The organism is Pseudomonas sp. Irchel s3h17, from assembly GCF_900187505.1.
Classification (GTDB): domain Bacteria; phylum Pseudomonadota; class Gammaproteobacteria; order Pseudomonadales; family Pseudomonadaceae; genus Aquipseudomonas.
On sequence record NZ_FYDL01000015.1, the window covers coordinates 101,448 to 114,840 of the forward strand.

13 protein-coding genes are annotated in these 13,393 nt (G+C 61.0%); 7 read left to right on the forward strand and 6 right to left on the reverse strand.

Going from position 1 to position 13,393, the window contains the following annotated elements; translation table 11 throughout:
• Window positions 1–374: 374 nt before the first annotated feature.
• The 3 genes from CKW25_RS20955 (at window position 375) to CKW25_RS20965 (ending at window position 4,196) form a co-directional block, all read left to right on the forward strand.
• Window positions 375–2,309, forward strand: coding sequence for an ATP-dependent DNA helicase RecQ (locus CKW25_RS20955; protein ID WP_095082152.1), 1,935 nt, complete (start codon window positions 375–377; stop codon window positions 2,307–2,309).
• A 171-nt stretch (window positions 2,310–2,480) separates the two neighbouring features.
• Complete coding sequence (locus CKW25_RS20960) at window positions 2,481–3,716, forward strand: 3-hydroxyacyl-CoA dehydrogenase (protein ID WP_095082154.1); 1,236 nt, start codon at window positions 2,481–2,483, stop codon at window positions 3,714–3,716.
• Window positions 3,717–3,764: 48 nt separating this feature from the next.
• Window positions 3,765–4,196: a thioesterase family protein gene (locus CKW25_RS20965; protein WP_095082156.1), complete on the forward strand. Its 432-nt coding sequence runs from the start codon at window positions 3,765–3,767 to the stop codon at window positions 4,194–4,196.
• A 252-nt stretch (window positions 4,197–4,448) separates the two neighbouring features.
• Here the strand turns inward: CKW25_RS20965 and CKW25_RS20970 are convergent, their stop codons facing one another.
• The 4 genes from CKW25_RS20970 to CKW25_RS20985 all read right to left on the reverse strand — a co-directional run bounded on the left by CKW25_RS20970 (window position 4,449) and on the right by CKW25_RS20985 (window position 9,385).
• Window positions 4,449–4,958 carry a glycine zipper domain-containing protein gene (locus CKW25_RS20970; RefSeq protein ID WP_095082158.1) on the reverse strand — a complete coding sequence of 170 codons (510 nt, stop codon included), beginning with the start codon at window positions 4,956–4,958 and terminating at the stop codon, window positions 4,449–4,451.
• Between the two features lie 260 nt (window positions 4,959–5,218).
• Window positions 5,219–7,567, reverse strand: a complete 2,349-nt coding sequence (locus tag CKW25_RS20975) for an FdhF/YdeP family oxidoreductase (protein WP_095082160.1) — start codon at window positions 7,565–7,567, stop codon at window positions 5,219–5,221.
• The gene (fdhD, locus tag CKW25_RS20980) at window positions 7,564–8,403 is read right to left on the reverse strand and encodes a formate dehydrogenase accessory sulfurtransferase FdhD (RefSeq protein ID WP_095082161.1); all 840 of its coding nucleotides are present in this window, start codon (window positions 8,401–8,403) and stop codon (window positions 7,564–7,566) included. The genes CKW25_RS20975 and fdhD overlap by 4 nt, the downstream gene beginning before the upstream one ends.
• Window positions 8,404–8,497: 94 nt before the next feature.
• Window positions 8,498–9,385, reverse strand: coding sequence for a LysR family transcriptional regulator (locus CKW25_RS20985; RefSeq protein WP_095082163.1), 888 nt, complete (start codon window positions 9,383–9,385; stop codon window positions 8,498–8,500).
• Between the two features lie 141 nt (window positions 9,386–9,526).
• Between CKW25_RS20985 and lysM the strand changes: the two genes are divergently transcribed.
• Window positions 9,527–9,967: a peptidoglycan-binding protein LysM gene (gene lysM, locus CKW25_RS20990; RefSeq protein ID WP_095082165.1), complete on the forward strand. Its 441-nt coding sequence runs from the start codon at window positions 9,527–9,529 to the stop codon at window positions 9,965–9,967.
• 174 nt (window positions 9,968–10,141) lie between these two features.
• Here lysM and yrfG read toward each other — a convergent pair whose 3' ends face one another.
• Window positions 10,142–10,804: a GMP/IMP nucleotidase gene (gene yrfG / locus CKW25_RS20995; RefSeq protein ID WP_095082167.1), complete on the reverse strand. Its 663-nt coding sequence runs from the start codon at window positions 10,802–10,804 to the stop codon at window positions 10,142–10,144.
• A gap of 88 nt (window positions 10,805–10,892) precedes the next feature.
• On the opposite strand from yrfG, the gene nudE reads away from it, so the two are divergent.
• From nudE to CKW25_RS26380, 3 genes are all read left to right on the forward strand, one after another.
• Window positions 10,893–11,459 carry an ADP compounds hydrolase NudE gene (nudE, locus tag CKW25_RS21000; RefSeq protein WP_095082169.1) on the forward strand — a complete coding sequence of 189 codons (567 nt, stop codon included), beginning with the start codon at window positions 10,893–10,895 and terminating at the stop codon, window positions 11,457–11,459.
• Window positions 11,456–12,283 carry a 3'(2'),5'-bisphosphate nucleotidase CysQ gene (cysQ, locus tag CKW25_RS21005; protein WP_095082170.1) on the forward strand — a complete coding sequence of 276 codons (828 nt, stop codon included), beginning with the start codon at window positions 11,456–11,458 and terminating at the stop codon, window positions 12,281–12,283. The genes nudE and cysQ overlap by 4 nt, the downstream gene beginning before the upstream one ends.
• 138 nt (window positions 12,284–12,421) lie before the next feature.
• Entirely contained in the window at window positions 12,422–12,865 is a 444-nt protein-coding gene (locus tag CKW25_RS26380) for a hypothetical protein (protein WP_143497388.1), read from the forward strand.
• A 50-nt stretch (window positions 12,866–12,915) separates the two neighbouring features.
• Here the strand turns inward: CKW25_RS26380 and CKW25_RS21015 are convergent, their stop codons facing one another.
• The gene (locus CKW25_RS21015) at window positions 12,916–13,371 is read right to left on the reverse strand and encodes a thioesterase domain-containing protein (protein ID WP_095082174.1); all 456 of its coding nucleotides are present in this window, start codon (window positions 13,369–13,371) and stop codon (window positions 12,916–12,918) included.
• Window positions 13,372–13,393 lie beyond the last annotated feature (22 nt).

Here is a 13,393-nt window from a genome sequence, read left to right on the forward strand (position 1 = left end):
TAGCTTTTTTTGCTGCGCGGCAAACTATAGAGAGCTTCGACAAAACACAGCAATACAGCTGGTATGGACAGGTGTTGTAGGGGATTTACAGGGTGTCGGGATGTTGGACTACAGGGTTTTCCGGGTTTTTACAGTAATGTTTAATCTGATCGCGTTTCTCACGTGATGGTCTGGCCAGGTGTAGAGCGTCTGTGCTGCACACGCGTCGGATCGCGTAGGGCATTTCGTTACTTCGCAGGGCAAATGCGCCGCAAGCCTTTCGTCATTCTGACTGTATCATTGCGTACCCTCTTTACCCCCCCCGTCTGTTTCTCGACCTGCTGCGTTCGCCCACCGGGCTTTCGGTACCGCAGCCGTCAACGGAGTGACCGCTTATGCACAACACCCTCGAACAGGTCTTTGGTTATCCGCAGTTTCGGCCTGGCCAGGAAGCGGCAGTCAGTGCGGTGCTGGCCGGGCGTTCGGCGGCGGCAATTTTCCCGACCGGGTCCGGCAAGTCCTTGTGTTATCAACTGCCCGCCTTGTTGCTGCCGCACCTGACACTGGTGGTCTCGCCGTTGCTGGCGCTGATGCAGGACCAGTTGGCATTCTTGCAGCACCACGGGATCGCGGCAGCGAGCATTGATTCGGCCCAGAGTCGCGACGATGCCAACGAGGTGATGGCGCGGGCGCGCAGTGGCGAGTTGAAGATCCTGATGATTTCCGTGGAGCGCCTGAAAAACGAGCGCTTTCGCAACTTCCTGCAGCAGGTGCCGATCTCGTTGTTGGTGGTGGACGAGGCACACTGCATTTCCGAGTGGGGCCACAACTTCCGCCCCGATTACCTGAAGCTGCCGGACTACCAGCGCCAGTTCAATATCCCCCAGACCTTGCTGCTGACCGCGACCGCCACGCCCAAGGTAATCGCCGACATGCAGGCGAAGTTCGCCATCGCACCAGACGATGTGGTGACCACCGGGTTCTATCGGCCCAACCTCAATTTGCTGGTTGAACCGGTGCGCGGCCAGGACAAGCGCCGCCGCCTGCTGGAGTGGATGGGCCAGCGTGCCGGGCAGCCGAGTATCGTCTACGTGACCTTGCAGAAAACCGCCGAGCAGATTGCCCAGCACCTGAGCCAGAACGGTCTTCAGGCCGAGGCCTACCACGCGGGGTTGCCCCATGAGCAGCGCGAGGCGATTCAACGTCGGTTCATGGGCGGGCAGTCCACTTGCATCGTCGCGACCATCGCCTTTGGCATGGGCATCGACAAGAGCGATATCCGCAACGTAGTGCATTTCGACCTGCCCAAATCCATCGAGAACTACAGCCAGGAAATCGGTCGTGCCGGGCGTGACGGGCAGCCGTCCGATTGCCTGGTGCTAGCCAACCGCGACAGCCTCAACGTGCTGGAGAACTTCGTCTACGGCGATACGCCGGAGCTGGAGGGCATCCGTTGCGTGCTGGACGAACTGCAGGCGGCCGCGCCGGACGGGCAGTGGGAGTTCCTGCTGGGGCCGCTGGCCGACCAGAGCAACATTCGCCAGCTGCCGCTCAAGACCTTGCTGGTGCAACTGGAGCTCAAAAGGCTGATCGCACCGCGTTATGCCTACTTTGCCGAGTACCGGTTCAAGTTCCTGGTCGAGCCTGAGGTACTGTTGGCGCGTTTCGAAGGCGAGCGCCGGGACTTTGTCGACGCGATCATCCAGACCTCGAGCCGTGCGCGAACCTGGGCCACCGTGAATTTCGACGCATTGTATCTACAGCACCAGGCCGAGCGTGCCCGGGTGGTCAAGGCACTGGATTACTTCCAGGAAAAAGGCTGGGTCGAGCTTGAAAGCAAGCAGATGACCGAGGTCTACAGCCTGTTGCAGAGCCACTTCGACGCTCAGGCCTTGAGCGTTGAACTGCACACCTACTTCACCCGGCATGAGCGTACGGAAGTCGCACGAATCCACGCGATGCTCGACCTGTTCGCCACCGACCACTGCCTGGGTCACCGCTTGGCGCGGTATTTCGGCGACGATAATGCACCGCAAGAGTGTGGGCATTGTTCGGTGTGTCATGGCCAGGTTGCCCGTTTACCGGCGCCGCCGCTGTTGCCTGCGCTTGTGGATAAAAACTTCGATGCGCTTTGTGGCGATTTTATCCACAAGCATCAGGCCTACAACGGCAGTGTGCCGAGTGCAGAGCGCCTGACCCGGTTCTTGTGCGGTATCAGCGTGCCGCTGTTCACCAAGCTCAAGGCCCGCGCGATTCACGGGTTTGCGGCGCTGGAGAATTATCCCTATGCCGAGGTGCGGGGCTGGGTTCAATCCCACTTGCCAGGCTGACGCGGAGCGTCACGGGCTGCATTCCCACGCAGAGCGAGGGAATGATCGAGTGTTGGGTAGGGGGGAACATCCATCCGCTGAATGTCGCCCATCACGGGAATAAACTTCAAAAACGCTGTCGGGCTGACTATGGTGGACGCTGTCTTTGGATCGCCAACAAGAGAGCAAACAATGAGCCAGACGCCCTTCCAGATTCAGCGTGCCGCCGTGATCGGCGCAGGCACCATGGGCCGTGGCATCGTCATGTGCCTGGCCAACGCCGGGGTGCCGGTGCAATGGGTCGACAACAACCCGCAGATGCTCGACCAGGCCCTTACGGCTATTGCCGACACCTGGGCCCACAACGTCCGTCAGGGGCGCATTGATCAAGCCGAAGCCGATGCGCGGATCGCTCGAGTGACCGCGGCGCTCGGCTATCCGGCGATCCGCGACGTCGACCTGGTGATCGAGGCGGTCTACGAAAACCTCGAGCTCAAGCAGAACATATTCCGTGAGCTCGATGGCCTGCTCAAGCCCGAAGCGATTCTCGCCAGCAACACCTCGGCGCTGGACATCGACGCCATTGCCGCCGTGACACAGCGCCCTCAACAGGTGCTGGGCCTGCATTTCTTCAGCCCGGCGCACATCATGAAACTGCTGGAAATCGTCCGTGGTGCGCAGACGGCCCCAGCGGTGCTCGAGGCGGCCGGGGTCCTGGGCCAGCGCATGGGCAAGGTCAGTGTGGTAGCGGGTAACTGCTTCGGTTTTATTGGCAACCGGATGCTCAATACCTACGTGCTCGAAGCACGCAAGATGTTGCTTGAAGGCGCACTTCCCTATCAGGTGGATGCCGCGCTGCAAGGCTTCGGTTTCGCCATGGGGCCGTTCCGCATGTACGACGTGGTGGGCATCGACCTCGGCTGGCGCGCCCGGGAACTGGCGGGTGTCGGTCAGGATGACGCCGAGATCCAGGTGGATAACCGTCTGTGCGAGTTGGGGCGTTTCGGTCAGAAGAGTGGCAATGGTTTCTACCACTACGAGCCCGGCAGCCGTCAGGCCGAACACGATGTCGAGGTGGATGCGCTGGTGCAGCGAGTCAGTGAGGAGCTGGGTTACCAGCGTCGGGAGATCGGTGCCGAAGAGATCCTTGAGCGCTGCCTGCTGGCCCTGGTGAACGAGGGGGCGAAGATTCTTCAGGAAGGCATCGCCGACTCCGCTCACGACATCGATCGGGTGTACCTCAACGGCTATGGTTTCCCGGCGGACAAGGGCGGGCCAATGGCCTGGGCCGATCAGCAGGGGTTGGCGGATATCCATGCCCGTTTGCTGTGCCTTGAGGCTGAACAGGGTGCGTTGTGGAAGCCGGCGCGAGTGATCGCTGAGCTGGCGGCCAGGGACGGACGTTTTGCCCAGTGGCAGGCTGCCTGATCGACCATCGCAATCCGTACACTGCCAGTCCCTTTGACGAGAAACCCGATGACCGAGCGCATGCCACAACGTACCGACTACCGTCACTTCCAGCCGATCATCACCCGCTGGCACGACAATGATGTCTACGGTCATGTGAACAACGTGACCTACTACAGCTTTTTCGATACGGCGGTGAACACCTACCTGATCGAAGTCGGCGGCCTGGATATTCACGACGGCGAGGTCGTGGGCTTTGTGGTGAGCTCGGCTTGTGACTACTTCGCGTCGATTGCCTTTCCCGAGCGCATCGAGATCGGCTTGCGGGTGGGCAAACTGGGCAACAGTTCGGTGCAGTACGAGCTGGCCGTGTTCAAGGCCGGGGAAGAGGAGGCTTGTGCGGCGGGGCGCTTTGTCCACGTGTTTGTGGACCGGGCGTCGAACCAGCCGGTGTCGATTCCTGGCGGGTTGCGCCAGGCCCTGGAGCGGTTGGTGGTGTGAAACGAAAAATCGCAGCCCGGGGGCTTAATGCCGATCAGTTAAGCCAAAGACCAGCCGAACATAGTACCCGTGGCGAGGGAGCTTGCTCCCGCTGGGCTGCGTAGCAGCCCAAAAACAGGGCCGCTTTGCGCCCCAGCGGGAGCAAGCTCCCTCGCCACGGGTTTCGTGTTCGGCTTTATTTCTCTTAACTGACTGGCATTAGCCCGGGGGCTGCGATTTTTTTTGAGTCTCGATCGTGATGCGGCGTGGTGTTTAGTCGCGATCACGATAGTAACGGTGCTTGTGCTTGCGATGCCCATAGGCATGGCCACGGCCCGGGTGACCATCACGGTAGTAGCGGCGATCGTCGTGGCCACCGCGATAGCGGCGATGACCGTTATCGTCATCGTCATCATCGTTATCGTATTTGTTGCCCATGTAGTTGCCCAGCGCGCCACCCGCACCACCACCAGCGGCTGCGCCGATCAGGCTGCCTGTGGTGCCGCCTACGTTGCGACCGACCACGTTGCCGCCCGCCGCGCCGAGTGCACCGCCGATGGCGGCTTCACCACGGCTGTGTTTGTTGGCACCCACCGCACTACCACCCGCACCACCCAGTGCGGCACCAATGGTCGAGCCGGTGTTACCGCCCAGTGACTGACCGACGACCGAGCCAAGAACCCCGCCCAATGCGCCGCCCACACCGGCTTCGGTGTTGCCTCCAGCTGACGCTACGCCGCTGATCAGGCCAAGGGACAACAAGAGAATCGAGGAGAACTTCATTAGAGGAGCCTCAAAGGGATGACGAGGCGATCCTGAGGCTGTGACAGGACGGTTACAATCGAAATCCGACGAGTAACACGACTTGTGCACATTTTGCTAAGTTGTTGTTTTTTAGACGGAACTTTATTAGTTTTCGCGGGTCTTTAGCTACTTGAGACAGGCCGCTTTTATGTAAAAGCGGCCTTTTTTGTGGGCGTTTGGAAAGCGCCGCGAGTGCAGCCGGCAGGGCGACACCGGTGGCAATGCGCGGACGCCTTCCCTCAGGCCGACCTGGCCATGATCAGCCCGCTGTCACTGGCGGCTTCCAGGCGGATCGCCACGAACTTGGAGGTGGGCGTATGGCTGCCATCCCCGGTGCTTTCCAGCGGCACCAGCGGGTTCACTTCCGGGTAGTAGGCTGCCGCCTGCCCGGCTGGAATGTCAAACGCCAGCAAGGTGAAGCCCTTGACCCGCCGTTCGCGACCGTCATCCCAGATCGACACGATGTCGGCCTTTTGCCCGGGCTTGAAGCCCAGGCGAATGATGTCGGCTTCATTGACGAACAGCACGTCACGCTGCCCCTTGACACCCCGATAGCGATCATCGAGCCCGTAGATGGTGGTGTTGTACTGATCGTGGGAGCGCATCGACTGCATGATCAGGTCCGGCAACTGCCCGGTGGCGCGGGTGCGTTCGTGCACAAGATCCGCCGGCAGGATGTTGGGGCGGAAGTTGGCGCGACCTGACGTGGTGTTCCAGCGCCGGGCGCCGGCACTGTTACCCAGGTAGAAGCCGCCCGGGTGTTCGATCTTCTGGTTGAAATCCGTGAAGCCCGGAATGGTGTCGGCGATCAGTTCGCGAATGCGGCGGTAGTCGGCGACCAGCCAGGTCCAGTCGACCGGTGTGCTGCCCAGGGTCGCGGCGGCGATACCGGCGATGATCGACGGCTCGGAGCGCATCTGGCGGGACAGCGGTTGAAGCTGGCCATTGGAGGCGTGAACCATGCTGAAGGAGTCTTCCACGGTGACCGCTTGCGCCCCTTCGGTTTGCAGGTCGATGTCGGTGCGGCCCAGGCATGGCAGGATCAACGCTTCTTTGCCGTGGGCCAGATGGCTGCGGTTGAGCTTGGTGCTGATCTGTACCGTGAGGTCGCAGTTACGCAGCGCCTGGAACGTCCGTGGGCTGTCCGGTGTTGCCTGGGCGAAGTTGCCACCCAGGCCGATAAAGACTTTCGAGCGGCCTTCAAGCATGGCGTGAATCGCCTCGACCACGTTGTGGCCGTTGTCACGGGGCACCTTGAACTGAAAGCGTCGCTCCAGTGAATCGAGGAACGTCACGGGCGGGCGTTCATTGATACCCATGGTCCGGTCGCCTTGCACGTTGCTGTGCCCGCGCACCGGACACAAACCCGCGCCTGGCCGGCCGATGTTGCCGCGCAACAGCATCAGGTTGGCGATTTCCTGGATGGTCGGCACCGAGTGGCGGTGCTGGGTGATGCCCATGGCCCAGCACATGATGACGTTCTGGGCTTTGGCGTACATGCGCGCCGCTTGTTCGATCTCGACCAGCGTCAGGCCGGACTGCTCGACGATCTGCTCCCACGGGGTGTCGTCGATCTGGTTCAGGTAGTCGAGGATGTTGGCCGTGTGTTCGTTGAGGAAGTCATGGTCGAACACGGCTGGCGCCCCACTGCCCTGGGCTTCGCGTTCCCATAACAGGAGGAACTTGGCCATGCCGCGCAACAAGGCCATGTCACCACCCAGCGCCGGACGGAAATACGCGGTGTTGGTCGGTTTGTCGCCGTTGGTGAGCATTTCGATCGGGTGTTGCGGGTGCTGGAAGCGTTCCAGGCCCCGCTCTTTCAGCGGGTTGATGCACACCACCTGGGCACCGCGCTTGACCGCTTCGCGCAGGGGTTCGAGCATCCGCGGATGGTTAGTGCCGGGGTTCTGGCCCCAGACGAAAATCGCGTCGGCATGTTCGAAGTCGTCGAAGGTCACGGTCCCTTTACCGACCCCGACACTTTGCGCCAGGGCCACGCCGCTGGCCTCGTGGCACATGTTCGAGCAGTCGGGGAAGTTGTTGGTGCCGAATGCACGGACAAACAATTGATACAGGTACGCCGCTTCGTTGCTGGCGCGCCCCGAGGTGTAGAACTCGGCCTGGTCGGGACTTGGCAGGTTCTGCAGGTGTTGGCCGATCAGCGTGAACGCCGCGTCCCAACTGATAGGGGTGTAGCGGTCGGTGTCGACGTCGTAGCGCATGGGCTCGGTCAGCCGGCCCTGGTACTCGAGCCAGTAGTCGCTCTGTTCCAGCAGGGCGCTGACGCTGTGCTTGGCAAAGAATGCCGCATCGACGCGACGCTTGGTGGCTTCCCAGTTGACGGCCTTGGCACCGTTCTCACAGAACTTGACCAGGCCGCTTTCCGGGGAATCGCCCCAGGCGCAACCGGGGCAGTCGAAACCGCCGTTCTGGTTGGTCTTGAGCATCATGCGCAGGTTTTTCAGCGCGTTGTCGCTGGTCAGCCAGGCCTGGGCAACACTGATCAATGCGCCCCAGCCACCGGCCGGGCCCTTGTAGGGCTTGTAGCGCGGGGTGGGTGTCTGGTCGGCTTGATGATGAGTGCTCACGCTTGATTCTCCATCGCTGGGCTGTAGACCCGCGGCGCACTTTTCTGCGGCAGGTGGATGAGGTTGAGGTTGTGCCGGCGTGCCCATTGCAAGGCAAGGCCGGTGGGCGACGACAGGCTGACCAGGGTCTGGATGCCGGCGCGCAGGACTTTCTGGATCAGTTCGAGGCTGCAGCGGCTGGTCACAATCGCCAGCCCGCCGGCCGTCGGGATGTTCTGGCGCACCAGGGCACCGATCAGCTTGTCGAGGGCGTTATGCCGGCCGATGTCTTCACGGCCCAGCAACAATTCTCCCCGGTTGTTCATGAACACCGCCGCGTGCACCGCGCCGCAGTGCTGGCCCAGAGGCTGGAAGGCGCCGATGCGCTGGCGCAGGCCCTCGAGCCAGTGCGCGGGGGGCAGCGGTGCCCCGGGCAATACCTTGAGTTGCGGCAGGGCCTGTTCCACGGCCTCCACGCCGCAGAGGCCGCAACCGCTGGTGCCGGCCAGTTGCCGACGCTGCTGCTTGAGGTTCCAGAAGGCGCGGCTGGCAATGTTGACCTGCGCATACTGCGCGCTGCCTGCGCCCGTCAATTGCAGGTCATAGATGTCGGACAGATCGCTGATGATCCCGCTGCCCAGGCTGAAGCCGACAATGAAGTCTTCCAGGTCGGTCGGGGTGACCAGCATCACGGCCTGGCTGATGCCGTTGTAGGCGATCGCCAGCGCCACTTCCTCAGCGAGCGCGGTGCTGGCTGACTCACTGTGATCAAGGTTGCAGTACTGGTAGCTCTGACTGGCGGCGGGCGCGGGCGTTACTGGAGCAGGCGCCGCGCAGGCCGGACGCTTGGCGTTCATGGGGCAATACCGGCGGGTTATCCAGCCTTAATCCTAGGCGTGGCAAAGTGTCGCGTCTAATCGCTATTACTGATCCGCCGATAGATGCCGTCGATCAAAAGCCTGCCGGTGATTTCTGATAGATCGCAAAACAGGCTTCCGCCAGCGCCGAGCGTGGCGCACTGCGCCGCATGATCAACCCCAGCCGGCCAAGGGTTTGCGCGTTTTCGATCGGTTGCAGGCGCAAGTGCTCGGTCAGTGATTCCAGGCCACCTTCCAGGGGCATCACCGCGCAGCACAGGCCACCGTGTACGGCTTGCAGCAGTTGATGGACGGCGTCGGTCTGCAGCAGCGGTCGCGGGTTAAGGCCCCGGCTGTGGAAGTTGTGGTCGATGGACTGGCGAAAGTGCATGCCGCTGGTGAGCATGCCCAGCGGCAACTCGATCAACGCCTCCCAGCTCAATGGTGTGTCACCGAAGCTGAAGAAGCGCTGGTCATAGAGCAAACCCATGCGGGTTTCGCTGAACGCCAGCGAGTCGAAGCGCTCGCCGTCCAGACGCTCCAGATAGGACACTCCCAGATCCAGCCGGTTGTTGGCCAGTTGCTCGAGGATCTGTTCGGAACTCAAGGCGGACAGTTCGAAGCGCAAGTTGGGGTGTTCGCCGTGCAGTTGTTGCATCAGCGGCAGAGGATCGAAACTCGACAGCGGCACCACCCCCAGGCGCAGCGTACCGACCAGGTTGCCGCGACAGGCTGCGGCCTCGGCCTGCAGCCCGTCATAGGCGGCGAGCACGGTGCGGGCCCAGGCCAGCACCCGCTCGCCCGGCGCGGTGAACCCTTCAAAGCGCTGGCCGCGATTGACCAGTGGCAAATCAAGCTCTTCTTCAAGGCTGCGCAAGCGCATCGACAGCGTGGGCTGGGTGATGTGGCAGCGCGCGGCTGCCTGGCCAAAGTGCCGGGTTTCGTCGAGGGCGATGAGGAATTTCAGCTGTTTGATGTCCATCGTCGCTCCAGTGCGCAGCAGGTCAGGAGGGGGATTCTAGCGCTTGTGCGCAATGGGCGTCATTGGTCGGCCGGGAACCACGCGGCACCGTCTTGGTCTAGTCTTTCGCGACCGGACCTATAAACCCAAGGAGAGTGCACCATGAGTCTTTTGAGCTTTGTGAAAGAAGCAGGCGAGAAACTGATTGATTTGCTGACGCCGGGTAACGCCAATGCGAGCGAGCAGTTGAAGGACCATATCGCGAAGGTCGGCCTGGGCAACCCGAATGTGCAGGCCACGGTGGATGGCGACAAGGTCACGGTGACCGGCGAAGTGGCCAGTCAGGAAGAGAAAGAAAAAATCCTCCTGGCGGTGGGCAATATCGCGGGCGTGGGCAGTGTGGACGATCAGATCGTCGTGACCGGCCCGGCTGTCGCGACAGCCCGTTTTGTGGTGGTGAAGAAGGGCGACACCCTGAGCGCGATTTCCCTGACCGTGTACGGCAATGCCAACCTGTACAACAAAATTTTCGAAGCCAACAAACCGATGTTGTCGCACCCGGACAAGATCTATCCAGGGCAGTCGTTGCGTATTCCCGAGTAACACCGGTGTCGTGGCGAGGGAGCTTGCTCCCGCTCGACTGTGCAGCAGTCGTGAATCGGGTTGTGGATGCTGTCTGAGTCTACGTCGATACCGATTGGGGGCCGCTTCGCGGCCCAGCGGGAGCAAGCTCCCTCGCCACAACAGCCACAACAGCCACAACAGCCACAATGGTTGCTACAACCCTTCGATCAACGCCCGATAATCACCCACCGCCGCAAACTCCGCAGTGTCTTTGGGCGCCTTGCGGCTGTCCGGCACACGCACCGCCAGCAAATGCGCCACGCCAAACTCCCGGGCACTGCGCAGGATCGGCAAGGTATCGTCGATGAACAGGCTGCGTGCCGGGTCGAAATCGATATCGGCGCGCAGGGCGTCCCAGAATTGCGGGTTTTCCTTGGGGAAGCCGTAGTCGTGGGAGCTGATCAGCCGCTCGAAGTACGGTGCCAGCTCGATTCTTTCCAGTTTCAGCGACAGTGAGTCGCGGTGCGCATTGGTGATCAGGATCACGCGCTTGCCGGCCTGTCTGATCGCCGCCAGAAAGGTGTCGGCGTCCGGGCGCAGCGCAATCAGATGGGCGGTCTCCAGCTTCAGCTCGCGCACCGGGATCTTCAGCTCGCTGCTCCAGAAGTCCAGGCAATACCACTGCAACTGGCCGGCGTTACGTTCGAACAGTGGCTGCAGTTCCAGCTCGGCCATGGCCCGGCTTACCCCGTGCAGCTCGGCGTAACGCTGGGGCAGGTGCTCCATCCAGAAATGGTTGTCGTAGTGCAGGTCCAGCAGCGTGCCGTCCATATCCAGCAGAACGGTATCGATGTCGCGCCAGGGCAGTGATGGCATTGAAGACTTCTCCAGCGGTAAACAGATATCCGACATAAACAATCAGGGCAGGCCGGGTATAGTAACCCGTTCACGTCAAGGAGCCGCCATGCGCCAGAAACCCGAAGTCCTAGCCCGCGAGATCGTCGCCACCAGCCGCTTGTTTTGCGTTGAAGAGGTGCAACTGCGCTTTTCCAATGGCGTCGAGCGTACCTATGAGCGATTGGTCGGCAAGGGCGCCGGGTATGGCGCAGTGATGATCGTGGCGATGCTCGATGCCGATCATGCGGTGCTGGTCGAAGAGTATTGCGGCGGTACCGATGCCTACGAAATGTCGTTGCCCAAGGGCCTGATCGAACCCGGCGAAGACGTGCTGGCCGCCGCCGAGCGTGAACTCAAGGAAGAAGCTGGCTATGGCGCACGGCAACTGGAGCACCTGACCGAACTGTCGCTATCGCCCGGTTACATGAGCCAGAAAATCCAGGTGGTGCTGGCGACTGACCTGTACGAAGAGCGGCTGGAAGGTGATGAGCCAGAGCCGATGCGCCTGGACCGGGTCAATCTGCGTGAGCTGGCGGCGCTGGCGCAGAATCCGCAATTCACCGAGGGGCGCGCCTTGGCGGCGTTGTACCTCGCCCGTGACCTGCTGACTCAGCGTGGAGTGTTCCAGCCATGAACTTCCCTCATCCGTTGATGGCGCCGGTCGTCGAGCTGGCCTTGCAGGCCGGTGAGGCGATCCTGCCGTTCTGGCGCACAGGCACGGCGGTGACCGCCAAGGCTGACGACTCGCCGGTTACTGCCGCTGACCTGGCGGCGCACCACGTGATTCTGGCGGGGCTGACAGCCCTTGATCCGAACATTCCGGTGTTGTCGGAAGAAGACGCCAACATCCCTCAAGGCGTACGCGCGGGTTGGCAGCGCTGGTGGCTGGTGGACCCACTGGACGGCACCAAGGAGTTCATTTCCGGGAGTGAGGAGTTCACCGTCAACATCGCGTTGATCGAACAGGGCCGGGTGGTGTTTGGCGTGGTGTCGATGCCGACCAACGGTCGCTGCTACTTCGGCGGTGCCGGTCTGGGTGCATGGCGTGCCGACAAAGACGCTGCACCGTTGCCGATCCAGGTCCGCGCAACACCGCCGGCAGGCGAGGCGTTCACCGTGGTCGCCAGCCGCCGGCATTCCAGCCCCGAGCAGGAGCGCTTGCTGGCCGGGTTGAGCGACAGCCTGGGTGAGTTGCAACTGGCCAATATCGGCAGCTCGCTGAAATTTTGCCTGCTGGCCGAAGGCGCGGCGGATTGTTATCCACGGCTGGCGCCGACTTCGCAATGGGATACCGCGGCGGCGCAAGGCGTACTGGAAGGGGCGGGCGGCGAGGTGCTGAACCTGCATGGCGAACCCTTCACCTATCCTGCCCGGGATTCCTTGCTTAATGAGTTCTTCCTGGCGCTGCCAGCGGGCGCAGCCTGGCGAGATAAGTTGTTGAAGTTGAGTGCAAGCTAATAAAGGGTCAAGGCCAGGCTGACCGTTCACGACTGTTGATTTATACACTGTCAACTCTGACAGGTTCCAAGTACATGTCTGGGTGCTAGCATCCAGGCATGTATTTTTTTTGCGTGCTACAAAAATAATGAGGTCATTATGAATCTATTCAGTTTGCCTCTTGCTGCAGTGTTCGGTCTGTTAGTAGGTTGCAGTTCAACCGCGGCACACCTTCCAGCATCCATCAAGATTGTTTCGCCTCCTGTCGGCATGTATTTATTAGTCAGTACTCAGCCTGGTGGCGGGTTTGAAATGCATCCTGGGGATAAGGACCGGGAAATGATGGGCGATTCAATGGATGTGGTAATTAGCCCGGTCTTGACTGAGGGAAGTATTGTTTTAGGAAAGTCCGATGTCATGCATAGAGTAGGGGGGTATGTAAAGAATCAAGCAAGTTGCTCTATGAAAGCAGGCTATGTAGCAAATATCGACGTGGTGGGTTATGAAAAGGCGACGTGTTCCGGGAACAGTAGACTGATTGTTCAGAAAGGTGAAACCGAAGCCAGTAGTGTTGTCTTCAGTTTCGCTATCAATAATAAGTAAGCGGCCTTGATTCAGACCCCCCAGTGGCCACTGTGCCGATAGACAATACGTCACCGGTGCAAGACATACTGCCCGGTAAACGTCACCGCATCCTCATCGCTCCCGGTATTCACAATCCGCGTATGCAGCGTCAATCGTGCCCGGCCATATCGCTCATACATCGTCACGAACTTTTTCCAGACCGCCGCACTCGGTGCCTGACAAATGGCCGTCGCATCGCTGGTCACCGGTAGCGGGTAGTTGATCTTCCCTTCCTGGATCACGATGTGCCCATCCTCTATGCCGGCTTCACGCAGGCGCAGATGCAGCCAGCCCCAGCCAACGAGCACTGCGCCGCAATACAGGCTGCCACCGAACATGGTGCTCTTGTGGTTGACGTTCGCTTCCAGTGGGAGCTGCAGGCGCAGTTGATGGGACTGCCAGTCGAGCACCTTCAAGCCCATGGCCCGCGTGAGGGGAATGTCGCGGTGCAGGATCGATTCCAGGTGACGACTGTCGCGGTTCATGCTGGGCCTCAAAGTGCTGGTG